The sequence below is a fragment of the Actinosynnema sp. NPDC004786 genome (assembly GCF_053601135.1).
Window position 1 is genome coordinate 118893 of the sequence record NZ_JBSGBG010000004.1, and the last position, 23597, is coordinate 142489.

General features: G+C 73.3%; 16 protein-coding genes. 11 read left to right on the forward strand and 5 right to left on the reverse strand.

Annotated features, from left to right (window positions below; genetic code table 11):
• Positions 1-4: 4 nt before the first annotated feature.
• Complete coding sequence (recD2, locus tag ACWEFJ_RS05265) at positions 5-2170, reverse strand: SF1B family DNA helicase RecD2 (RefSeq protein ID WP_449712997.1); 2166 nt, start codon at positions 2168-2170, stop codon at positions 5-7.
• Positions 2171-2454: 284 nt separating this feature from the next.
• Here recD2 and ACWEFJ_RS05270 point away from each other — a divergent pair, with 284 nt between their 5' ends.
• The 3 genes from ACWEFJ_RS05270 to ACWEFJ_RS05280 all read left to right on the forward strand — a co-directional run bounded on the left by ACWEFJ_RS05270 (position 2455) and on the right by ACWEFJ_RS05280 (position 5753).
• Complete coding sequence (locus ACWEFJ_RS05270; RefSeq protein WP_378083548.1) at positions 2455-3129, forward strand: response regulator transcription factor; 675 nt, start codon at positions 2455-2457, stop codon at positions 3127-3129.
• Positions 3130-3149: 20 nt separating this feature from the next.
• Positions 3150-4136, forward strand: a complete 987-nt coding sequence (locus ACWEFJ_RS05275; RefSeq protein WP_378083597.1) for a HAMP domain-containing sensor histidine kinase — start codon at positions 3150-3152, stop codon at positions 4134-4136.
• 285 nt (positions 4137-4421) lie between these two features.
• A complete protein-coding gene (locus ACWEFJ_RS05280) occupies positions 4422-5753 on the forward strand; it encodes a DUF4153 domain-containing protein (protein WP_449712998.1) in 1332 nt (443 codons plus the stop codon).
• On the opposite strand, the gene ACWEFJ_RS05285 is transcribed toward ACWEFJ_RS05280, so the two are convergent.
• Positions 5728-6570: an alpha/beta fold hydrolase gene (locus tag ACWEFJ_RS05285; RefSeq protein ID WP_378083544.1), complete on the reverse strand. Its 843-nt coding sequence runs from the start codon at positions 6568-6570 to the stop codon at positions 5728-5730. The two genes, ACWEFJ_RS05280 and ACWEFJ_RS05285, sit on opposite strands and share 26 nt — an antisense overlap.
• Positions 6571-6753: 183 nt before the next feature.
• On the opposite strand from ACWEFJ_RS05285, the gene ACWEFJ_RS05290 reads away from it, so the two are divergent.
• Positions 6754-7899 (forward strand): mechanosensitive ion channel family protein, encoded by a 1146-nt coding sequence (locus ACWEFJ_RS05290; RefSeq protein WP_378083542.1) that lies wholly within the window; start codon positions 6754-6756, stop codon positions 7897-7899.
• Positions 7900-7943: 44 nt separating this feature from the next.
• Positions 7944-8360: a hypothetical protein gene (locus tag ACWEFJ_RS05295; protein ID WP_378083540.1), complete on the forward strand. Its 417-nt coding sequence runs from the start codon at positions 7944-7946 to the stop codon at positions 8358-8360.
• Between the two features lie 62 nt (positions 8361-8422).
• Here the strand turns inward: ACWEFJ_RS05295 and ACWEFJ_RS05300 are convergent, their stop codons facing one another.
• On the reverse strand, positions 8423-11665 hold the full coding sequence (locus ACWEFJ_RS05300) for a S8 family serine peptidase (protein ID WP_449712999.1): 3243 nt from the start codon (positions 11663-11665) through the stop codon (positions 8423-8425).
• 256 nt (positions 11666-11921) lie between these two features.
• Between ACWEFJ_RS05300 and ACWEFJ_RS05305 the strand changes: the two genes are divergently transcribed.
• A complete protein-coding gene (locus tag ACWEFJ_RS05305) occupies positions 11922-12752 on the forward strand; it encodes a hypothetical protein (protein ID WP_449713000.1) in 831 nt (276 codons plus the stop codon).
• 278 nt (positions 12753-13030) lie between these two features.
• On the opposite strand, the gene ACWEFJ_RS05310 is transcribed toward ACWEFJ_RS05305, so the two are convergent.
• Positions 13031-13504 carry a cupin domain-containing protein gene (locus ACWEFJ_RS05310; protein ID WP_449713001.1) on the reverse strand — a complete coding sequence of 158 codons (474 nt, stop codon included), beginning with the start codon at positions 13502-13504 and terminating at the stop codon, positions 13031-13033.
• 73 nt (positions 13505-13577) lie between these two features.
• On the opposite strand from ACWEFJ_RS05310, the gene ACWEFJ_RS05315 reads away from it, so the two are divergent.
• Entirely contained in the window at positions 13578-15233 is a 1656-nt protein-coding gene (locus tag ACWEFJ_RS05315; RefSeq protein WP_449713002.1) for an FAD-binding dehydrogenase, read from the forward strand.
• A 99-nt stretch (positions 15234-15332) separates the two neighbouring features.
• Here the strand turns inward: ACWEFJ_RS05315 and ACWEFJ_RS05320 are convergent, their stop codons facing one another.
• The gene (locus tag ACWEFJ_RS05320) at positions 15333-18056 is read right to left on the reverse strand and encodes a BTAD domain-containing putative transcriptional regulator (RefSeq protein WP_449713003.1); all 2724 of its coding nucleotides are present in this window, start codon (positions 18054-18056) and stop codon (positions 15333-15335) included.
• Between the two features lie 156 nt (positions 18057-18212).
• Between ACWEFJ_RS05320 and ACWEFJ_RS05325 the strand changes: the two genes are divergently transcribed.
• The 4 genes from ACWEFJ_RS05325 (at position 18213) to ACWEFJ_RS05340 (ending at position 23575) form a co-directional block, all read left to right on the forward strand.
• Entirely contained in the window at positions 18213-18629 is a 417-nt protein-coding gene (locus ACWEFJ_RS05325) for a hypothetical protein (protein WP_378083526.1), read from the forward strand.
• Between the two features lie 14 nt (positions 18630-18643).
• Complete coding sequence (locus ACWEFJ_RS05330) at positions 18644-20302, forward strand: PPE domain-containing protein (RefSeq protein WP_449713004.1); 1659 nt, start codon at positions 18644-18646, stop codon at positions 20300-20302.
• Positions 20299-21066: an ESX secretion-associated protein EspG gene (locus tag ACWEFJ_RS05335; protein ID WP_378083523.1), complete on the forward strand. Its 768-nt coding sequence runs from the start codon at positions 20299-20301 to the stop codon at positions 21064-21066. The genes ACWEFJ_RS05330 and ACWEFJ_RS05335 overlap by 4 nt, the downstream gene beginning before the upstream one ends.
• A 469-nt stretch (positions 21067-21535) precedes the next feature.
• Complete coding sequence (locus tag ACWEFJ_RS05340; protein WP_378083520.1) at positions 21536-23575, forward strand: putative bifunctional diguanylate cyclase/phosphodiesterase; 2040 nt, start codon at positions 21536-21538, stop codon at positions 23573-23575.
• Positions 23576-23597 lie beyond the last annotated feature (22 nt).

The window sequence follows — 23597 nt, forward strand, 5'->3', positions numbered from 1 at the left end:
TTCGTCAGACGAGCTGAGCGAGCCGGTGGTCCAGCGCCGTGTGCCGACGCCCCGCGCCCATGGTGCGGACCGCCTGCCCGATCGCCTTGCGCGAGCCGACGAGCACGACCAGCTTCTTCGCCCGCGTCACCGCCGTGTAGAGCAGGTTGCGCTGCAACATCATCCACGCGCTGGTCGTGATTGGGATGACGACGCACGGGTACTCACTGCCCTGTGAGCGGTGAATCGTCATGGCGTAGGCGTGGGTCAGCTCGTCCAGCTCGCCGAACTCGTAGTCCACGTCCTCTTCCTCGTCGGTCCGAACGGTCAGCTTCTGCTCCACGACGTCAATCGCCGTGACCACGCCGAGCGTGCCGTTGAAGACGTTCTTCTCGTAGTTGTTGCGCATCTGGGTCACCTTGTCGCCGACCCGGAACACCCGGCCGCCGAAGCGCCGCTCCGGCAGGTCGGGCCTGGCCGGCGTCAAAGCCTCCTGCAGCAACGAGTTGAGCCCGCCCGCGCCCGCCGGACCCCGGTGCATCGGCGCGAGCACCTGCACGTCCGTGCGCGGCTTGAGGCCGAACTTGCGCGGGATGCGGTTGGCGACCACGTCGACCACCGTCGTCGCCGCCTCCTCGGCCTCCTCGACCGGGAACAGGAAGAAGTCCGGCAGGCCCTGCACGACGGGGTAGTCGCCGTTGTTGATCCGGTGGGCGTTGGTCACCACGCCGGACTGCTGCGCCTGCCGGAAGATGTGCGTGAGCCGGACGTTCGGGATGGGGCTGCGCTCGGACAGCACGTCGCGCAGCACCTCGCCCGCGCCGACGGAGGGCAGCTGGTCCACGTCGCCGACCAGCAGCAGGTGCGCTCCGGGCGCGACCGCCTTCACGAGCTTGTTGGCCAGCAACAGATCCAGCATCGACGCCTCGTCCACCACGACGAGATCGGCGTCGAGCGGCCGGTCGCGGTCGTAGGCGGCGTCACCGCCCGGCTTCAGCTCCAGCAGCCGGTGCACGGTGCGGGCCTCGTGCCCGGTCAGCTCGGTCAGCCGCTTGGCCGCCCGCCCGGTGGGCGCGGCCAGCACGACCTTCGCGCCCTTGGCCGCGGCCAGCTTCACGATCGACCGCACGGTGAAGCTCTTGCCGCAGCCGGGACCACCGGTCAACACCGCCACCTTGCGGGTCAGCGCGAGCCGGACCGCGTCGCGCTGCTTCTCCTCCAGCGACGCGCCCAGCCACGCGAACGCCCGTTCCCACTCCACTTGCCGGAAGGCGGGCATCCGCTCCTCCTCGGTCCTGAGCAGCCGCAACAGCTGGTTCGCCAGCGAGATCTCCGCCCGGTGGAACGCGAGCAGGTAGATGGCGGGGTCGCCGTCCGGCATCACCTCGCGCACCACGCCCTCCTCCGCGACCAGCTCGGCCAGGCACTCGATCACCAGGCCCGCGTCGACCTGGAGGATCTTGATCGCGTCGCCGATCAGCTCGTTCTCGGGCAGGTAGCAGTTGCCGTCGTTGGTGGCCTCGGACAGGGTGAACTGGAGCCCGGCCTTGACCCGTTGCGGGCTGTCGTGCGGGATGCCGACGGCCTTCGCGATCACGTCGGCGGTGCGGAAGCCGATGCCCCACACGTCGTTGGCCAGCCGGTAGGGCTCCTCGCGGACGACCTCGATGGCCTTGTCCCCGTACTGCTTGTAGATGCGCACGGCCAACGACGTGGACACGCCGACGCCCTGGAGGAAGACCATGACCTCCTTGATGGCCTTCTGCTCCTCCCACGCGGCGGCGATCAGCCTGGTGCGCTTCGGGCCGAGCTTGGGCACCTCGATCAGCCGGTGCGGCTCGTGCTCGATGACGTCCAGCGCGCCCACGCCGAAGTGCGTGACGATCCGGTCCGCCAGCACCGGCCCGATGCCCTTGATCAGGCCGGAGCCGAGGTAGCGGCGGATGCCCTGGATGGTGGCGGGCAGCACGGTCGTGTAGTCGTCCACGTGGAACTGCTTGCCGTACTGGGGGTGCGAGCCCCAGCGCCCGCGCATCCGGATCGACTCGCCGGGCTGCGCCCCGAGCAGCGAGCCGACCACCGTGACCAGGTCGCCGCCGCGGCCGGGGTCGACGCGGGCGACCGTGTAGCCGGTCTCCTCGTTGGCGAACGTGATCCGCTCCAACACCGCTTCCAGGACCGCGTCAGCCACGCGGTCACCCTAGGACGTGCCGCCGACACCGGGGCACACCGGTCACGGGGCACACCGGTCACGGCCACAGCAGCGGCCGGCCCCCGTACCCGCCCACGACCACGCCGTGATCGTGGACGCCCTGCGCGAAGCCGTAGGTCCCGCCCGCGACCCAGCCACGCAGAGGTTGTCTGGGAGCGCTCCCAGGCTCGCCCGTTCGGCTTCGGGGCGAGGGTGGCGCTCCTCCACGGGAAGTTCACAAATCACGCCGACCGCCTCCACGGCCCCGACATAGGGTCGAGCGCATGACACGCCGCGTTCTGGTGGTCGAGGACGACCTGACCATCGCCGACTCCGTGGCCGCCCGGCTGCGGGCGGAGGGGTTCGAGGTGGACCTCGCGCACGACGGGCCGTCCGCCGTCGCGCGGGCCCGTGACGGGCGGCCCGACCTGGTCGTGCTGGACGTGATGCTGCCCGGGTTCGACGGGCTGGAGGTGTGCCGGCGCATCCAGGCGGACCGGCCCGTGCCGGTGCTCATGCTGACCGCCCGGGGTGACGAGACCGACCTGCTGGTGGGTCTCGCGGTCGGCGCGGACGACTACCTGACCAAGCCGTTCTCGATCCGCGAGCTGGCCGCCAGGGTGCACGCCCTGCTGCGGCGGGTGGAGCGGGCGGCGTCGGCGGCGGCGTCCCGGATCACCGTCGCGGACCTGGAGATCGACCTGGCCGAGCGGCGGGTGACGCGGGGCGGCGCGGAGGCGCACCTGACGCCGACCGAGTTCGAGCTGCTGGTGCACCTCGCCGAGCGGCCGCGGGCCGTGCAGTCGCGGGAGCGGTTGCTGAGCGAGGTGTGGGGGTGGGGCGACGGGACGGGGACGCGGACGGTGGACAGCCACATCAAGGCGTTGCGGCGCAAGCTGGGCACGGACCTGATCCGGACCGTGCACGGCATCGGCTACGCGTTGGAGGTGCCGCGGTGAGCCTGCGGTCGGCGGTCCGGATGACGGTGGAACTGCTGCCGCGCCCGCTGGACCCCGTGCGGTCGATCAAGGTGAAGCTCGGGATCCTGCTGGTGTCGGCGATGTCGGCGGGGTTCGCGTTCTTCCGGTGGCGGATCGGGTGGCTCGCGCCCGGGACGACGTTCGGCGCGGTGGCGATCGTGCTGGTGACGTCGCAGGTCCTCGCGCACGGGATGACCAGGCCGTTGCGGGAGATGACCGCGGCGGTGCGGGCGATGCGGGCCGGTGACTACAGCCGCCGGGTGCGGGCGACGGCGCGGGACGAGGTCGGCGAGCTGGCCGGGGCGTTCAACCAGATGGCGGCCGACCTCGGCGCGGCGGACCAGCAGCGGCGGGAGTTGATCGCGAACGTGTCGCACGAGCTGCGGACGCCGATCACGGCGCTGCAGAACGTGCTGGAGAACGTCGTGGACGGGGTCGCGCAGCCCGACGCGGCGACCCTGCGGACGGCGTTGGCGCAGACCGAGCGGCTCGGCCGGCTCGTGACCGAGCTGCTGGACCTGTCGCGGATCGACGCCGGGGCGCACCGGCTGGACCTGGCCGAGTTCCCGCTCGCGGAGCTGTTGGAGGAGGTCGTGGCGGAAGCCGCGGTGGCCGCCCGGGGGGTGCGGTTCACCGTGGACGTCTCACCGCCGTCGGCGACCGTCCGCGCCGACGAGGCCCGGTTGGCGCAGGTCGTGGCGAACCTGCTGGACAACGCGGTCCGGCACGGTCCGGCGGGCGGCGAGGTGCGGGTGTCGGCGGTGGTGGGTGCGGAGCTGGTGCTGGAGGTGGCGGACGACGGGCCGGGCATCGCGCCGCAGGACCGCGAGCGCGTCTTCGAGCGCTTCACGCGGGGGGAACGGGCCGGCGGCGGGGGCACCGGGCTGGGGCTGAACATCGCCCGGTGGGTGGTCGACCTGCACGGCGGCACCATCGCCGTGGTGGACGGCCCGGGCTGCCGGATCCGGGTCACCCTGCCCGCCTGAACCAACGCCGAGGCACCGCCAAGGCGTTGCTCCGCAAGCGTCCCCGCCCAGGGGAACCCTGAACTCAATTCAACCAGACACCACCGACAATTCCGCGTTTCGAGCCCTTCCCGGTCGTGCCCGAGGCCCGACCGGAGCCCACCCGAGGCCCGGTCGGAGCAGGCCGGAGCGCCCGACCGAACCCCTGTCAACCCGCCGCCGTGCCCACGGCGGTCGATCACGCATGCCCACGGAGTCCCGATGACCACGACCACCGCAGAAACGCCGGAAACCGCGGAACCGACCATGACACCCCACCGCGCACTCCTCACGGGCGCGGCCGCCGGGCTCGCCGCCGCGGTCCTCCTCCCCTTCGACGAACCGGGCCTCGGCTGGTCGCTCACCGCGGTCGTCGTCTTCGCCCTCCTGCGCCGGGTCAGGCCGGGCTGGGCGGTGCTGTCCACCGCGCTGTTCGCGGTCGGCGCGTTCGTCGCCGCCGAGTGGCTGTTCGCGCTGTGCGCCATCGCGGGCTGCGCCGCCGGCTCGCTCGCGGTCGCCGGGGGGCGGACCGCGCGCGGCCTGGTGTTCGGCGCGGGAGCGGTGCCGTTCGCGGCGGTCCGGGCCGTGCCGTGGGTGGCGCGGGGCGTGAAGGACAGCGGCACGCCGGCGCTCGTCCGGCCCGTCCTGGTGACCGCCGCCCTGCTGGTGGTGTTCGTGCCCCTGCTCGCCGGCGCGGACGCCGCGTTCGCGGGCCTCCTCGGCCACATCACGCCCGACGAAGCGGCCGGCGGCCCCATCACCCTGTTCCTGGTCGTGGGCCTGGGCACGATCGGCGCGGCCTTCCTGCTCGCCGCACCGCGCCGGGTGGACGAGACCGGCGACCTGCCCCGCACGGTCGCCCGGCGCGACTGGGTGCTGCCGGTGGGCGCGCTGGTGGTGCTCTTCGCCGCGTTCGTGGCCGTCCAGGTCACCACGCTGTTCGCGGGCGACGAGCACGTCCTCACCACCCCCGACCTCACCTACGCCGACTACGCGCGCAGCGGGTTCTGGCAACTCCTCGCCGTCACCGTGCTGACCCTCGGCGTGATCGCGGTCGTCGCGCGCCTCGCCCGCCTCGACTCCCCCACCGACCGCCGCTGGCTGCGCGGCCTGCTCGGCGCGCTCTGCGCGCTCACCCTGGTGATCGTCGCGTCCGCCATCACGCGCATGTGGCTGTACCAGCAGGCGTACGGCTTCACCGTGCTGCGCGTCGTGGTCACGGCCTGCGAGCTGTGGCTGGGCGTGGTCTACGTGCTGGTCCTGGCGGCGGGCGTGCGGTTGCGGGCGCGGTGGTTGGCCCGCGCCGTCGTCGGCACCGGGTTCGCCGCGCTCGTCGGGCTCGCCGCGCTGAACCCGGACCGGCTCATCGCGGAGCGCAACATCGAGCGCTACGAGGCCACGGGCAAGATCGACATCTGGTACCTGGCCGGGTTGTCCGACGACGCGGTGCCCGCCCTCGCCACGCTCCCGCCCGGCCTGCGCGCGTGCGCGCTGGAGTTCCGCCGCGTCGGCCCGGACGACTGGACGTCGTTCAACCTCGGCCGCCACCGGGCCGGGGACGTGCTCGCCGGGGTCACCCGCGGCGACTGTGCGCGGTGACATGGTCGGCGACGAGGAGCGCCACCTCGCGCGGGTGCGTGAGCTGCGCCCAGTGCCCGGCGTCGAGCACGCGCCGCCGCACGTCGGACGCCCACCGCTCCACGCCCTCCAGCACGCCGTCGGTCACGTACCGGTCCCGCGCCGGCCGCACCAGCTGCACCGGCACGTCGGTCCGCCGCTCCCGCGGCGAGCGCAACCGGGGGATGAAGTTCGCGCGGTACAACGCCATCCCGTGCACGCCGTCGCGCACGACGGTCGGCGAGGCGGGCGGCGTGAAGCCTTCGGCCCGGCGCACGACCGACCGCCAGCGCGGTCCGACGACGTGCCGCCACACCAGGGGCGCGACGACCGGCACGTGGAACGCGACGATGTACCACGAGTGCAGCAACTGCCGGAGGCGTTGCGCGGTGGGCGCGCGGCGCGTCCAGTGGCCGATGTGGTCCAGGCACGGCCCGGAGATCGAGGTGTACGACGCGATCGGCGCGCCCGGCGTGGTGACCGCCTCCCACGCCTGGATGGAGCCCCAGTCGTGCGCGACCACGTGCGCGGGCGCGTCCGGGCTGACCGCCGCGATCACCGCGAACAGGTCCCGCGCCAGCACCGGCAGCCGGTAGGCGGCCAGCCCGCGCGGCGCGGAGGACGCGCCGGCCCCGCGCACGTCGTAGGTGACGACGTGGAACTCCTCGGCCAGCAACGGCACGACGGCGTCCCACACGTGGTGCGTGTCCGGGTAGCCGTGCACCAGCACGACGGTCGGCGCGGACCGGTCGCCCTGCTCGAACACGGCCAGCCGCACGCCCTCGGACTCCACGAACACCGCTGCCTCCGGGACGCCGGGTGCTACTCCTGGGTAACTTGATGAACGCTACCCCACCGCGGGCCCGGACCGGCCGACCGCCCGTGGGGAATCTCGCAATCCGGCCGCACGGGGGCGCGGAAGGGCTGAACCGCCCGGTCCGTGGGTACGGCCCACGAGGAAGTACCCGTGCGGAGGAGGTTCATGCCCGTGTTCACCGCCGTGATCACGTTCGCCGGCTCGCTGCTGGTCGCCCTGGTGGCCGTCACGCTCGTGCACCGGGTGGTGCGCCGCATCGGGCGGCGCTCCGACCTGTTCGCCGGGCTGGCCCGGCACGCGCACCGGCCCGCGCTGGCGGTGGCCGTGCTGGTGGCCGTGCAGTTCTCCCTCGGCGTGGTCGCGCACGGCGACTGGCGGCCGGTCGCGCTGCACGTCACCGGGATAGCGCTGATCCTCGCCGGCGCCTGGCTGCTGGCCGCGCTGCTCGTGGTGATCGAGGACGCGACGCTCGCGCGCATCCGGGTCGACGTGTCGGACAACCGGCACGCCCGCCGCGTGCACACGCAGATCACGCTGGTCCGCCGGGTCACCGTGGTGGTGGTCAGCGTGCTCGCCGCCGCAGCGGTGCTGATGACGTTCCCGGGTGCCCGCGCGGCCGGCACCTCGATCCTGGCCTCCGCCGGTGTGATCGGCGCGATCGCCGCCCTGGCGGCGCAGTCCCTGCTGGGCAACGTGTTCGCGGGCGTGCAGATCGCGTTCAGCGACGCGTTGCGGCTGGACGACGTGGTGGTCGTGGAGAAGCAGTGGGGCCGCATCGAGGACATCACCCTCACCTACGTGGTCGTGCACCTGTGGGACGACCGGCGGCTGATCCTGCCCACCTCCTACTTCCTCAAGACGCCGTTCGAGAACTGGACCCGGACCCAGTCGGCGCTGCTGGGCACGGTCGAGCTGGACGTCGACTGGACCGTGCCGGTGGAGGACCTGCGGCAGGAGCTGCGGCACGCGCTGGAGCGCAGCGACCTGTGGGACGGCCGGGTGTGCGTGGTGCAGGTGACCGACGCGGTCGGCTCGTTCGTGCGGGTCCGCGCGCTGGTCAGCGCCTCGGACGCGGGGCGGCTGTGGGACCTGCGGTGCGTGGCGCGCGAGCACCTGGTCGGCTGGCTGCGGTCGCGGCACCCCGGCGCGCTGCCGCAGGTGCGGGTGCGCGACCTGCCCCGCGGCAACGGCCAGGCCCCGGCGCCGGCGGCGAACGGGTCGTCGGACAACCGGGTGTTCGGCGACAGCGCGGACGGCCAGGAGCGGGTGCAGGCGTTCAGCGGCCCGGAGCAGCCCGTGCAACCGCGTTGAGCCGCCGTTCCGTCCTGGTGGCAGCATTCGGCACGGGAGGACGCATGCGCGGGGTCGTCGTGGGTGTGCTGGCGGGGCTCGTGCTGGCGGGCTGCGCCGCCAGGCCGCCGGACACCGCCTCGGGCGGCCCGCTCACCGCCACGGTGCCGTCGGTGGTCACGGAGGTCACGGAGGTCACGGTGCCGGTCCAGCTCAGCCCCCGGGCCAGGGAACTGCTGGCCGAGGCGGCGCGGGACGGGCAGCGGTCCGTCGGGCTCACCGTCTCCGCCGAGCCGGGCGCGACCGGGCAGGTGGTCGAGCGGCTGCGGCGGGCGGGCGCGGCGGTGGAGGCGTCCGACGCGACGATCGGCTACGTCCGGGTGACCGTCCCGGTCGAGCTGGCCGAGCGGGTCGTCGCCGTCGAGGGCGTCAGCCGCGTCGACGTGGACGAACCCCTGTCCAACGCGGACCCCACCCCCTAGCGACAAGGCTCGGGGCCACCCCCGCGTGCGGCGGGAGTGGCCCCGAGGTCTGCCCGGTGGCGTCAGGCCACGTTCTGCACGATCACCGCGCCGCGGCCGACGACCGCGCCGTCCGCGGTCTGCACGGTCAGCTCACCGCGCAGCACCCGGCCCGCGCCGGCCTGGCCCGCGGCGGTCACCGTGCCGGGGACGGTCCAGGTCGCGCCGGCGGTGCGGTCGGCGTTCGCGTCGGTCACGGCGACCGAGCCGAGGCCCGGCGCGGCGAACACGTCGATGTAGTCGTACTCCGTGGTGCCCGCGGGCACCTCGTAGCCGTCCACCTGCACCCGCCACGCGCCCGCGGCCGGGTTCGGGATCGTCACCGACTCCTCCGAGTCGCCGTCCGCCGACTGGCCGGCGAGCACGCACGTGCCGCTGGTGCAGTTGTAGACGAACAGGTCGAGGTCGGCCGACACGTCGCTGGTCTTGCCGATCGTCGCGCGCAGCGACGTGGAGCCCGGCGCCACGACCAGGTCGTACGCCTGCACCGTCGCGTCGGCGATGGACGGGCGCGCGATCCGGGCGCTGGCCAGCGCACCGCCGACGACCCTGCCGTTGAACGCGCCCAGCGAGTTCGTCACGGTGTACTCGCGGGCGATCGGCGTGCCGATCACGGCCGAGGCGATCGTGTCCGGGTTCGGGCTGATCGCGGTGCCCAGGACGGACGCGGTCACCGAGTACGGCGCGGTGTCGGCGTCGGACGTGCGCCGCGCCTCGACCACGATCTCCCACACGCCCGGCACCGGGTTGCTGACCGTGCGGCTGGTGGGCGAGCCACCGGCGCAGCCCGCGCCCGCGTCGGGGTTGTAGCAGTTGGTGGACGTGGTGGTGTCGAACGGCACGCCGTACGGGTCGTAGCGCAGGAACCGGACCTGGCCCTTGCCCGGCTCGGGGCCGCCGGCCGCCATGTCGACCTTCAGCGCGCTGGTGCCCGCGGGCACCTTCACGAAGAAGCTCTTCGACTGGTTGCGGGCGATCGTGCCGGACTTGGTCACCGCGTACTTGCCCGCCGCGGTGAACTCGTCCGCCGCGAACACGGTGTTCAGGGTGAACACGTCGATGCCGCGGGTGCCGGGGTTGTCGAGCTTGAGCACGGCCGAGTGCGCGCCCGCCTTGGTCGGCTTGACCTTGACGTCGAACTTCACCGGCGTGTTCAGCGGCAGGCTGACCAGGGACTTCGACGAGAACGTGCCGTCGTTGCCCTGCCAGTCCACCAGGAACTGCTGGTTGCGGTTCGGGCCCGTGGTGCGGGTCAGGGTGTAGGTGCGGGTGTACTCCTTGCCCACGACGACGCCCTCGCGGTCGTGGATGCCGACGCCCGTGTTCGGGGTGGCCAGCAGGCCGGACAGCGCGGTGTTCACGGTCACCGACGTGGTGACCGCCTGCGTCTCCGGGTGGGCGTTGAGCTGCTCCCACGCACGCTTGGTGTCGAACAGGCCCGCGCCCTGCTCGTACGCCTGGAGGGTGGACACCCACTTGGCGCCGGACTGGATCGCGTTGCGCAGCGCCGCGACCGGCGGCCGCTCGCCGTTGTGCTCGGCCTTGTAGGCGCTGACCAGCAGCGCGGCCGCGCCGGTCGCCTGCGGGGCGGCCATCGACGTGCCGTTGAACATGGCGTAGCCGGCGGGCAGGTCGTAGGTGCCGGCCACCGGGCCGGGCGCCTGCCACTGCGGCGTGGTGGAGATCGCCGAGCCGGGCGCGACGATCTGCGGCTTGAACCCGCCGTCCTCGCGCGGGCCGCGCGAGGAGAAGCCGTGCAGGCTCTCGCGCTGCTGCGTCTTCGAGCCGTAGTTGGACAGCCAGGTGTCGGCGGTGATGTAGGAGCCGACGCTGATCGCGTCCGTGGCCACCGACGGGTCGCCGACGGTGTTCGCGCCCGCGCCGCTGTTGCCCGCGGAGATGAACACCTGCACGTTGTACTCGGCGATGGTGCGGTTGTAGAGCTCCGCACGCGCGTTGTTGCCGTCGTTGAGGGCCGGCAGGCCGCCGATGGAGATGTTGACGACGTCCGCGCCGTTGCGCGCCGCGTACAGCAGGCCGTCGATCAGGCCGCTGTTGGTGCACGACGGGGTGGACAGGCAGACCTTGACGGCCATCAGCTTCGCGCCGGGCGCGGCGCCGGACATCTTGCCGCCGAACATCTTGTTCGCGGCGGTGATGCCCGCGACGTGCGAGCCGTGCGCGGCGGCGGAGATGCCGATGTTGACCCACGCGACGCCGGCCGCGTCGTAGATCGACTTGTCGGTCTGCACCACGAACGCCACGGTGTCCAGCACCGGCGTGGCCGGGTTGTCCGCGCCGAAGTGGCCGACGTCCTTCTTGTACTTGTAGTCGATCATCGGGGTCTGGTCGGTGAAGTCGCCGTCGCCGTCGGTGTCGACCCGGACTTCCTTGGTGGTGATGTCCTGGAGCACGCCGAACGCGTCCGTGCGGTCGCCGTCGCGGTTGATGTCGCCGCCGGTCTCGCTGTTGGCCAGGCCCAGGTCGCCCGCGGTCTCGCGGAACAGGCCGAAGCTGAACGGGCCGCCGGTGGCCGGCGCCTTGTAGGTCGCGCCGCCCGCGGTGAACGTGCCGTTGTAGCGGCCCGAGACCTGCAGCCAGGTGCCGTCGCCGGAGTTGGTGGCGTTGGCGTTGTACCAGTCCACGATCTTGCGCTCACCGGTCGACGTGGTCGCCAGCGCGGGGTGGTCCAGGTCGATGCCGGAGTCCATGATGGCGATCGTCGTGCCGCGGCCGTCCCACTTGGGGTGCTCGTCGGTGAACTGCGCCGCCTTGGTGTCCTGCGTCGGCATGTACGGGTTCTTCTTGGGCGTCTTCGGACCCGGCGCGGGCTGCGGCAGCGGGGACGACGCGCCGTCGGGCCGCGGGTTGTCCAGGACGACGAGGCCGTCCACGTCCACCGCGTTCACCGAGGCGAGCGCGGCGGCCTTCTCGGCCTTCTCGCGCGGCACGGAGACCTTGAGGTAGTCGACGTCGCGCTCGGTGGACTCCACCACGCCGCCGAGGGCCTTGAGGTCGTTGGCGGCGGAGTCGAGCTTGCCCTCCTCGGCGGCGACGAGGAGCGTGACGGTGGGCTGACCGGCGCGCTCGGCCTCGGCGAGGCGTTCCCGGTCCTGCTTGTCGAGCTTGTCGGCGGGCGCGGGCGCGGTCGGCGCCTCCTGCGCGACGGCCGTCCCGGCGGCGAGGCCGAACCCGGTGGTGCCCAGCACGGCGGCCAGCAAGGCCGCACTGGTGCGGTGTCTCCACCGGCTTGCTGAGTTGATCACGGCGCAAACCCTTCGTGGGGAAAGATTGGCGCAAGCACATCTGCCAGGCACCCGGCGAACAATCGGACGAACAGACCAATAGAAGAGTCCAATTTGGACTGTTCGGCCTATTGCGCGAACGCGCGGGAAGTGCCGCAGAACACCGGAACGGGTGCGACCACTCCAGTCAAGAGCCGACCGGCCGGAATGTCAAACACTGTCAACGGTGAATCACCCGGCAGAGCCCGGATTCGGTAACAAATCGCACTTCAACGCGATGGCGAGCACACTGGTGTGCATCGTGGACGCCGAACCGATCGACCGCATAGCCGACGAGCTGTACACCGTGCCGCCGGCTCGTTTCGTCGCGGCCAGGGACGCCCGCGCGCGGGAGGCCGCCGAGCGCGGCGACAAGGAGCTGGCCAAGCGGGTCTCGGCCCTGCGCAAGCCGACCCTGTCCGCGTGGGCGCTGAACCTGCTGGGCCGCTACGGCGGGTCCGACCTGGCCGAAGCGCTCGCTCTCGGTGACGAGCTGCGCGCCGCCCAGGAAAAGCTGCGCGGGGGCGCGCTGAGGCAGCTGGGCGCGCGGCGGCGGGCCGTGCTGAGCGCGCTCGTGCGGAAGGTCGAGCTGCTGGCGACGGACCGCGGCCACCCCCTCGGGCCGGACGCCGTGCAGCAGGTGCGCACGACGCTGACCGCGGCGCTGGCCGACGCCGTGCTGGCCGCCCGGATCAAGGCCGGGCGGCTGGTGAAGCCGGTCGAGCAGTCCGGCTTCGGCCCGTTGAGCGAGACCGCGACCCCGGTGCGGGACGACCTCGCGCCGCGCCGTGAGCAGCGGCGGGAGCGTCAGCTCGCGCGGGCGCGCGAGGACATCGACACCGCGCGGGCCGACGTGCGGAAGGCGGACGCCGCCGTCGCGGAGGCCGAGCAGACCCTGACCGAGCGCGAGGAGCACACCGCGACCCTGCGGGCCGAGCTGCGCCGGGCGCAGCAGGCCGAGCACGAGGCGGCGACCAGGCTGGAGCGCGCGAAGCGCCGGGCCGACGACGCGCGGGGGAAGCTGGCGGGAGCCGAGGCGAAGATGACCGAGTTGCGCGGGGACGCCTGACCGTCGTCCGTGACCCGCGACACACCCGAACAGGGCCGGCGAATACCCAGCGTGACGCCCGACACCCTGGGACCTCCGGGGGAACACCCACCGGTAACCACCCGTTCTACTACTGGTCGGCACGTGGACGCCGCACCGGACGTCAGGCCCGCAGGGCACCTCCCCCCAGGCCCGCGCGGCACCTCTCCCCGAGACGTTGCAGGTGCGCCCACGCCTGCCCGACCGCCGCCGGCCGAGCGGCCACCCCCACCGAACGGCCGGCGGTCCGATACCCCCGCTCACACCATGTGCTGGTCGTGCCGCGCGTACAGCTCGGTCCACTCCTCCGGGCTGAGCCGACGACCCGATTCGCCGATCTCGGCCAGTTCCCGGAAGTACTCCTCGCGCGGCGGTCCCGGCGCGAAGAGGATCAGCATCGACGCGTGCTCGTCGGTGTCGTTGCGGAAAGCGTGGACGCCGCCCTCGGGGACGTAGAGGAAATCGCCCGCGGTGGCGTTCACCCAGGTCTCGCCGTTGAACAGCCGGACCGTTCCGGAGATCACGTAGAACGACTCGGAGAACGTCTTGTGGAAGTGCGCGGCCGGACCGCCGGCGCGCGGGGCCATCCGCCACTCGAACAGGCCGAACCGCCCGCGCGTGACGTCGCCGGTCCCGACGAGCCGGGCCTGCGTCAGCGGGCGGTCGATGGTCGGCACCTCGGCCGCCGGCCGCCACACCGCGCTGATCTCGCCGACGTCCCGCGTGTACGACACCGTGCACCAACTCCCTGAAAGTGAATCTTCTTCAACTCTCGTCCGCCGCCGGAGTTCGATCTAGACTCGCCCGATGGCAGAGGACGCGGATGTCATCGTCGTCGGCGCGGGCCTGGCGGGCCTCGTCGCCACCGCCGAACTGGTCGACGCCGGGCGCAGGGTCATCCTGCTCGACCAGGAGCCGGAGGCGTCGCTCGGCGGTCAGGCGTTCTGGTCGTTCGGCGGGTTGTTCCTGGTCGACAGCCCGGAGCAGCGGCGGCTGAAGGTCAAGGACTCGGCGGAGCTGGCCCTGCAGGACTGGCTGGGCTCGGCGGCGTTCGACCGCGACGCCGACCACTGGCCGCGCCGGTGGGCCGAGGCGTACGTGGACTTCGCGGCGGGCGAGAAGCGGGCGTGGCTGCACGCGATGGGCGTGCGCTGGTTCCCGCTCGTGCAGTGGGCCGAGCGCGGCGGGTACCTGGCCGACGGCCACGGCAACTCCGTGCCGCGGTTCCACGTGACCTGGGGCACCGGGCCCGGCATCGTGGCGCCGTTCGAGCGGCGGGTGCGTGAGGGCGTGGCGCGCGGGCTCGTGCAGCTGCGGTTCCGGCACCGCGTCACCGGGCTGACCACGACCGGAGGCGTGGTGGACGGCGTGCGCGGCGAGGTGCTGGAGCCCAGCACGGCCGGTCGGGGCGAGCCCAGCTCGCGGACCGCGTCCGGCGACTTCGAGCTGCGCGCGCAGGCCGTGGTCGTCACGTCCGGCGGCATCGGCGCGAACCACGACATGGTGCGCCGCAACTGGCCCGCCCGGCTGGGCACGCCGCCCGAGCACATGCTGTCGGGCGTGCCCGACCACGTGGACGGCGAGATGCTCAGGGTCGTGCAGGGCGCCGGCGGCGAGATCATCAACGAGGACCGCATGTGGCACTACCCCGAGGGCATCGCCAACTACGCCCCGGTGTGGAGCAGGCACGGCATCCGCATCCTGCCCGGCCCGTCGTCGCTGTGGCTGGACGCCACCGGCGCGCGGCTGCCGATCCCGCTGTTCCCGGGGTTCGACGCGCTCGGGGCGCTGGAGCACATCGTGAAGACCGGGTACGGCTACTCGTGGTTCGTGCTGAACTCGCGGATCATCGGCAAGGAGTTCGCGCTGTCCGGGTCGGAGCAGAACCCCGACCTGACCGGCAAGGACGTGAAGGCGGTGCTCAAGCGGGCGCTGCCCGGGGCGGTCGCGCCCGTGGAGGAGTTCGCCAAGCGGTCCGAGGAGTTCGTCTTCGGCCGCACGCCCGAGGAGCTGGCCGCGGGCATGAACCAGCTGACCGGCACGTCGTTGATCGACGCGGCGGCGCTGCGGCGGACCATCGTGCACCGCGACCGGCAGGTGCTGTCCGGGCTTGGCAAGGACATGCAGGTCAACGCCATGCGCGAGGCGCGGAGGTTCGTCACCGACAAGCTGATCCGCGTGGTCGAGCCGCACGCGCTGCTGGACCCCAAGGCCGGTCCGCTGATCGCCGTGCGGCTGTCCGTGCTGACCCGCAAGACGTTGGGCGGCCTGCACACCGACCTGTCCGCGCGCGTGCTGCAGTCCGACGGCACGCCGTTGGCGGGCGTGTACGCGGCGGGTGAGGCGGCGGGGTTCGGCGGCGGCGGCGTCCACGGCTACCGCGCCCTGGAGGGCACGTTCCTGGGCGGCTGCCTGTTCTCCGGCCGCGTCGCCGGCCGCGCCGCCGCCCACGCCACCGCCTGACCTGAACGTTGAACTCGGGGTACCTGAACGTAGGACACACCTGACCTGAACGTAGGACACACGCGCGTGTCCTACGTTCGGAACGCGTGAGTTGTGCGGTCAGGAGGCCAGGCCCAGCTTGCGGGCCAGGTCGTCGGCGTCGGCCAGGCGCAGGTCGCGGTAGAGCTGGAGCGCGGCCAGCCAGTGCGGGCGGGCGGCGGCCGGGCCCTCGGACTGCTCCAGCACGTCCCCGATCGCCCGGTGGCACAACGCCTCCTGGTAGCGGTCGCCCAGGCGCGCCGCCAGCGCGAGCCCCGCCCGGTACGACTCCAGCGCCTCGTCCGCACGGCCCAGCTGCTGGGACGCCGCGCCCACGGTGTGCAACGTCGCCGTGTGCGCCTTCGACGGCGCGGACGGGAACAGGCCCAGTGCCTCCGTCGCGTGCCGCAACGCCTCCTCCGGCCGGTGCTTGCGCAGCAGCACGTTGGCCAGGTTGTTCTGGATGCTCGCCTGCGACCGGTTGTCCCCGACCTCCCGCGCCACCTCCAGCGCCTCCAGGATCGTCTCCTGCGCCCGGTCCAGCTGGTCGTCGGCCATCAGGCAGTACCCGAGGTTCGCCAACGCCGCCAGCTCCAGGTGCCGGTCGCCGTCCGACAACGCCGCCGCCCGCGTGCACGCCTTGATCGCCTCGTCGATCCGCCCCAGGTCGGCCAGGGTCGAACCCAACCGCAGCAGGAACGTCGCCTGCGCGTGCCGGTCGCCGAGCGAGCGCGTCGCGGCCAACCCGATCCGGCACAGCGCCAGCCGGTCCAGCCGGTTGCCCCGGCGGAAGTGGAACGCGTCCAGGCACAGCGCGAGCTGCCACGTCCGCTCCCGCTGCCCGCTGTTGACCGCGATGTCCAGCGCCAGCCCGAGGTTGGCCTCCTCCAGCGTGAACCAGTCCAGCGCCGCCGCGTGCGACGCCAGCTCCGGGAACGACGCCGGCCGGTGCTCGATCGGCCCGAACGGCCGGACGTGGTCGGACAGGTGCGCCCGCGCCCGGTCCGCCACGTGCAGGTAGTAGTCCAGCAGCCGGTTCGCCGCCACCTGGTTGTCCACATCGGACTCCGTGGCCGCCAGGTGGTGGGTGAACAGCCGCACGAGGTCGTGCCGCGAGTACCGGTCCGGCGTCGACTCGTGCAGCAGGTTCGCGTACGCCAGGGTCCGCAGGTGGGTGCGGGCGCTGACCACGTTGATGTCCAGCAGCGCCGCCGCCGCGTAGCTGTCCAGGTCCGTGCCGGGGTGCAGGCCGAGCCGCCGGAACAGCCGCGCCGCGCCCTCGGGCAGCTCCCGGTAGCTCACGGCCAGCGCCGCGTGCACCCCGCGCCCCGCCTCCGGCAGCGACAACGCCGCCAGCCGCCCCTGCTCGTCGCGCAGCTCGTCCACCAGCGACTGGATCGTCCACCGCGGCCGAGACGCGAGCCGCGCGCCCGCGATCCGCAGCGCGAGCGGCAGCCGGTCGCACAGCTCCACCAGCTCCGCGACCGCCTCCGGCTCCTGCTCGATCCGCTGGCGGCCCAGCAGCGCGGTCAGCAGGTCCTCGGCGCTCGACTCCGGCAACGTCGGCACGTGCAGCGACGACGCGCCCTCCGTCACCACCAGGTCGTCCAACCGGTGCCTGCTCGTCACCAGCACGAGGCACCGCGGCGAGCCCGGCAGCAGCGGCCGGACCTGCTCGGCCGACCGGGCGTTGTCCAGGAAGACCAGCACCCGCCGCCCGGCCAGCAGCGACCGGTACTGCGCGGCCTGGCCCTCCAGGTCCACCGCGATCTGCGAGTCGGTCAGCCCGAACGCCCGCAGGAACCCGATCAACGCCGTCCGCGGGTCGAGCGGCTCGGTCTCGTCGAACCCGCGCAGGTTCACGAACAGCTGGCCGTCCGGGAAGTCGGCCGCCACCCCGTGCGCCCACCGCAGCGCCAACGCCGTCTTGCCCACCCCGGCCGGGCCGACCAGCAGCCCGATCGCCGAGTCCTGGCCGATCAGGGCCGTGCCGAGGTCGGACAGCTCCTCCTCGCGCCCCACGAACCCGCGGTGCTCGCGCGGCAACTGGGCGGGCGCGCGGTCCACCGCCGGCGTCGGCGCGGTGTCGCCCGCCAGCACGGTCTGGTACGCCTCGCGCAGCTCCGGCCCCGGGTCGACGCCCAGCTCGTCGGCCAGCCGCTCCCGCGTCCGGTGGTACACCGCCAACGCCTCGGCCTGCCGGCCGCTCCAGTGCAGCGCCAGCACCAGCCGCGCCACCAGCGCCTCGCGCAGCGGGTTGGCCTCCACCGCGTCACGCAGCCCGGACACCGCCTCGGCCGCCCGGTCCAGCCGCGTCAGCCGGGTCGCCAGCTCCTGCACGGCCACCAGCCGCAGCTCCTCCAGCCGCGCCGACACCGCCTCGCGCAGGTGGTCGCCCGGCACGTCCGCCAGCACCGGGCCGCGCCACAGCGCCAACGCGTCGCGCAGCAGCCGCACCGCGTCCTCGTCCGGCGCGTCGCGGGCCGTCGCCAGCAGGTCCTCGAACCGGAACACGTCGACGTCCGCGCGTTCGCCGGTCAGCACGTAGCCGGGCGACCGGGTGACGAGCGCGACACCGTCGGCGAGGACCTTGCGGAGCTGGGCGATGTGCCCCTGGAGGGCGGCTTTGGCCTGCGGCGGCGGTGAGCCGTCCCACACGAGGTCGAGCAACCGGTCGCCGGACACCACGCGGTTGAGTTCGAGCGCGAGTGCCGCGAGCACCGTCCGCCGCTTGGCCGCGCCCAACCGAACGGCTTCCCCACCTGCGGAAACCAGCTCAACGGGCCCAAGCAGGTTCACCCGCATCCGCAAGCCCTTTCGGCGTTGTCACCGTGTGGTCGATGAGTTTCCCACAGTCGTCACCGCACCCCGACGGGCCGCGTTGGGCGCGCGTTGGCCCGGCGTTGGGGGGTCGCGGGATGGTCGGTTCCGTCCAGCAGGCTGCCTTCGCGAGGGATACCGATGTACATCGCCGAGAACGGGGATGAAGTGGCCCCGCCCCGTGAGGTCCCGACCGTCAACGGACAGGTCGTGGCGCTCCAGGAGACCGTGAACTCCGGCCGGGTGTCGCTCGATCCCGCCACCGGCGAGGAACTGCGCAGGATGCTCCTGGAGCAGATGGACCAGGTCGACTCGTGGCTGGAGCGCGCGGGCCGGCTCGCCCGCCCCGCGCCGATCGGCCGCAACCCCGTCGGCGACCGGCTGGCCCAGAAGTTCGAGGCCCGCGCGGACGGCGACCCGCGGTCGTTCGTGGCCGTGATGACCGCGTACCGCGAGGTGCTCCAGCAGACGCACGACTCCGTGCAGAGCGCGATCCGCAACTTCACCGCGGTCGACGAGGAGAGCGGCGTCGCCCTGACCAGGCTGACCGGGAACTGAGGGGACTGGCGACGATGGCGACCGAGCAGGTGGCGCAGGGCGGGCAGGAGCCCGCGGCGAAGCGGCTGTTCCGCGAGGACCAGGAGCCGGACCCGGTGCTGACCGAGACCCAGAACTGGGCGTCCCGGTCGCACCGCGAGCTGTACGAGGCGGTGCACCACAACAACGACCCGGGCCAGACCGGCGAGATCGGCGCGGAGTGGGGCCAGTTCGGCGCCGAGCTGACCGAGGCCGCCCGGCTGATCAACGAGCGGGTGGCGCTCAGCGAGTCCGGCTGGACCGGCGACGCGGCGGACGCGGCGCGGCTCGCGATCAAGGGCCTGGCCGACTGGGTGACGCACACCGCCGAGACCGCGGTCGAGGTGGGCAAGCGGGTCCAGGACGAGAGCCAGATCATGGAGAACGCGCGGGCCAGCATGCCCGAGCCGGTCGAGTTCAACTGGGACCAGGCCACCGGCGTGTTCACCGCGGGCGGCATCCAGGGCCTGGCGAGCTCCGCCGCCGACGTGCAGGCGGCCAACGACCACGCGCGGGCGCTGCACGAGCACGCCGTGACCGTCATGACGACCATGGAGCGGGAGTCGCAGGCGGTCGACCAGACCACGCCGCGCTTCACCGCGCCGTTCAACCCGGTCACCGGGCGCACCGAGGAGCCGGTGCTCGCGCTCTCCCGGGCCTCGGTGGCCACGCTCGCGAGCGCGAACGTGGACGCGGCGGGCGGCGCGGGCGGCGGTGGCACGGCGCCGTCGGCGTACACGGCGGCGCAGCCCGCCCAGCAGGCGCAGGCGCTGCGGCCCGTGGAGCAGGCGCCGGCGTACCAGCCGGCCCAGCCGACCACCCAGCCGTCCGGGTACGCGCCCGCGGCGGCGTCGTACCAGCCGGGTGGCTACTCCGGTGGCGGGTACTCCGGTGGCGGTGGCGGGTACGCCGGCGGGTCGCCGGTCCCGCAGCCGGTGTACCGGCCCGAGGGCACGACGGCCGCCGCCGCGGCGGCGCAGGTGCCGGTGGCGAACCCGTACACGCCGCCGACGCCCAACTACGGCTCGACGTACACGCCGCCGCCCGCCGGGGGCTACCAGCCGCCGACCGGCACCGGCTACGTGCCGCCGTACCAGCCGGCGAACCCGAACACCGTGCCCCGGCCGGGTGGCGGCACGCTGCCGCCCGGCGTGAAGCCGCCGGCCTACATCCCGGCGGGCAGCCCCGGCACGCCCCCGTTGCCCGGCACGCCGGGAGCGGCCGGCGTCGGCGGTGGCGGTGGTGCCGGCGGCGGTGGCGGCGCGGCCGGCGCGCGGATGCCCGGCGGCATGCCCCCGGGCGCGTTCGGCGGCGGTGGCGGCGGTGGCTTCGGCCCGACCGGCTCGGGTGGCGCGGGCGGCCCCGGCGGCTCGCTGGCCGCGGGCGGTTCGACCGGCGCGGTCGGCGGTCCCGGCCCGCGCGGCGCGATGCCCGTCGGCGGGTTCGGCCCCGGCGGCGCGGGCGCGGCGGCGTCCCCGATGGCGGGCGGCGCGCCGATGGGCGGTGCCCCGGCCGGCGGTCAGCAGGGCGAGGACAAGGAGCACCGGTCCGCCGCGTACATCCGCGGCGAGGACATCTTCGAGGTGCCCGGCGAGAACCTGCCGCCCTCGGTGATCGGTGGCGCGAAGCCGCGGAAGAAGGGCGACCAGCCGTGATCGAGCCGGAGTTCGTGCTCACGCCGCGCGAGCTGGACGTGCTGTGGCACCACCTCGACCTCGGCCGGCTGCCGTACCCGCTGGACGTGCCGAGCCTCGGCGCCACCGAGGAGGAGCGCAAGCGGTTGCGGGAAGAGGTGCTCGCCGCCTACGGCGAGCCCTCGCCCCGGCTGGTGGAGCTGCTGCGGCTGCTCGCCGAGCACGAGGTGGCCGTGGACGCGGTCGCCCACGTGGACCGGTCGGTGCGCGCGGTCGCCGTGTCCGACGGCGGGCGGGGCGCGATGGCGGTGATCGACAGCGGCTCGGTCGGGGTGCTGGAGATCCGGCCGACGTCGCTGGCCCGGTCGATCGTGGAGGTGCTGCCGGACGGGTCCGCCGGGCCGGGCAGCGCGTTGTCGCTGCGGCTGGAGACGCTGAACGCGGCCGTGGCGATGCAGAACGAGCAGCAGCAGGACGACGAGGACGACGACCCGTGGGGCAGCGCTGAGCTGGACGAGCGGGAGGCGCTGCAGAAGGCCGGCCTGTCACGGGAGGACGCGACCGTCGTCAGCGAGCTGGCCACGAGCCGGGTCGCGGGCGGCCAGTTCGGCGTCACCGTAGGCGGCGGCTACCGGCGCTCGCGGGCCGGCACGCTGATCACCTGGTTCGACACCCACCAGGGCCGCTACCTCATGGTCCACGAGGACGGCTGGCTCAGCCTGGCCCCGACCGACAACGACCGCATCGCCACCCGCATCGCCTCGGTCCTGTCCACCGTCGCCTGACCCACCGCGGCGGCCCGGTTCCCCCGGGCCGCCGCGCGTGTCCTACCTCCAGAACGCGCGTGTCCTACCTCCAGAACGCGTGAGTCCAACGTTCGCGTCGTGTGAGTCCTACGTCCGGAACACCCGAATTCAACGCTCGGGACGGCCGCCGGTCGCGAAATGTCCGCTTCCGCCCGACCCGCGAAAAAGCTTCACGATGCCGCGCAGAAGTCCCGCGGTACACCACTGAATCGGTGAAACTCCGACCACCGGCGGGATGATCAGGCCATACCGGCGCGCACGTCCCGGTCGACGCCCTCCAAGATCACGGGACGCTGAAGAGAACCGCCGAGCGACTTGCCGGAGCCGGGCGGGCAAGAAGTAAGCTGACCGGGACCTCCGGTCCCCATTCGACCATTCGAGTGAACAATGTGCGGGAGAAATCCGCACCGGCTTACCGTTGAAGATTGGCCCGCAGAGCTGAATGAAGATGGCCGAACAGGCAGGTGCGGCGAGACCGGGTGATGAGCCCGGACAAACCCAGGACGCGTGCGCGCGTCGCTGGGCCGCCGCCATCGCGTCCACCGTCCCGTCCACCGACGTGCCGCCCACCGCGCTCGAGGACCTCCTCGTCGGGTTCACCGCCGCGTTGCGGGCCGCGACCGGGCCGAACGGCTCCCCCGCGGACGCCCGCCGGGTCGGCCGCGACCTGGTCGAGCACGGCCTCACCGCCACCGAGACGCTGGAGCGCACGCTCGCGTTCGTCGGCGGGCACCTCGACCCGGCCGTGCTCGGCGCGTTGGCAGCCGGTTTCGCCGAGGCGTTAAAGACCACCCGAACAGACGAATCCGCATTACGCGCGGGTGAAGCGAAGTTCCGCGCCGTGTTCCAGACGTCGGCGTTGGCGATCGCCGTCTCCGACATCAACGGCGTGATCCTCGACTGCAACGACACCATGCTGGCCATGCTCGACCACACCGCCGAGGACCTGATCGGTTCACTCGGCCGCGATCTGGTTCACCCGGACGAGCGAGAGCGGATCGATCGCGCCGCGCTGGCGCTGCAGAACGGGACCGAGCACGTCCGCACGGAAACGCAGCTGGTGCGCGCCGACGGCGACGTGGTCGACGTCCTCATCGCGCTGGCCCTGCTGCGCGACGACGACGGCGAGCCCGCCTTCTACGTCACGATGATCGAGAACCTGGACGAGGTGCGGGCGTTGCAGAGCCAGCTCGTCCGGCAGAGCCTGCACGACGTGCAGACCGGCCTGCCCAACCGGGCGCAGTTCGTCGGCTGGCTGGAGGGCGCGGTCGGCGACCGCGGTCCCGCGACGCTCGCCCTGGTCGTGTTCGACCTCGACGGGTTCCGGGTGGTCAACGACGCGTTCGGGCACGACGTCGGCAACCGGATCCTCACCGCGGTCGCCGGGCACCTGCGGTCGGTGTTCGACGGCGTCGGGCGGCTGGCCCGGATCGGTCCGGACGAGTTCGGCGTGCTGATCGGCGACCCGCTCGACGTGGCGTCCGTCGTGACCCTGGTGGAGTCCGCCGTCGAGCTGTTCGCCGAACCCGTCTGGGTGGGTGACGACGGCATCGGCGTGACCGCCAGCGTCGGCATCGTGGTGCAGCCTGCCCGCGGCGCGGACGCGGCCGAGCTGCTGCGGTGCGTCGACCTCACCGTGCGGTGGGCCAAGGACGACGGCAAGGCGCAGTGGGCCCTCTACGACAAGACCCGTGACCAGCGCGAACGTGCCCGGATGCGGTTGGCCGCGTCGATCTCCGGCGGGCTGGAGCAGGGTGAGTTCCGGGTCGACTACGAGCCGGTCCGGTCGCTGGTCGACGGGTCCCTGGTGGCCGTCGAGGCGCGGCTGCGCTGGGATCACCCGACCGAGGGACTGCTCGACCCGCAGGAGCTGGTGTCGCTGTCGACGTGCACCGGGATGGCGGCGCGGCTGGGCAAGTGGGCCATCGCGCAGGCGTGCGCGGACGCGGGCCGGTGGCACGCCGAGTTCGGCGACGCCGCGCCGGTGCTGAGCATGGACCTGACCGCCCGGCAGTGCCAGGAGCCGGAGCTGGGCGCGACCGTGCGGCGGGCGTTGCGGGAGAGCGGGCTGCCGGCGCGGCTGCTGCGGTTCGAGCTGAGCGAGCACCTGCCCGCGCTGATCACCGACGACCAGGTGGAGGAGCTGACGTACCTGGCCGAGCACGGCGTGCGGCTGGTGCTCGACCAGGTGGGCGGCGGCAACGTGCCGATGGACCGGCTGCGGCGGATCCCGCTGACGGCGGTGAAGTTCCAGGGGTCGCCCGTGTACGGGCTCGCGGAGGGCGCGGACCCGGTCGAGGAGAGCGCGGCCGTGGCGCTGCTCACGTGGTCGGCGACGTTGGGGCTGCCCCTGTACGCGGCGGGCGTGCGCACGGAGCACGAGGCGCGGCGGTTGGCCGAGCTGGGCGTCACGGCGGCCCAGGGTCCGCTGTACGGCACGTCACCGCTGGCGTTCGACGAGGTCCGCGCGATTCTTGGCAAGTCCTGACGGGACGCTCAGCCTCCTCATA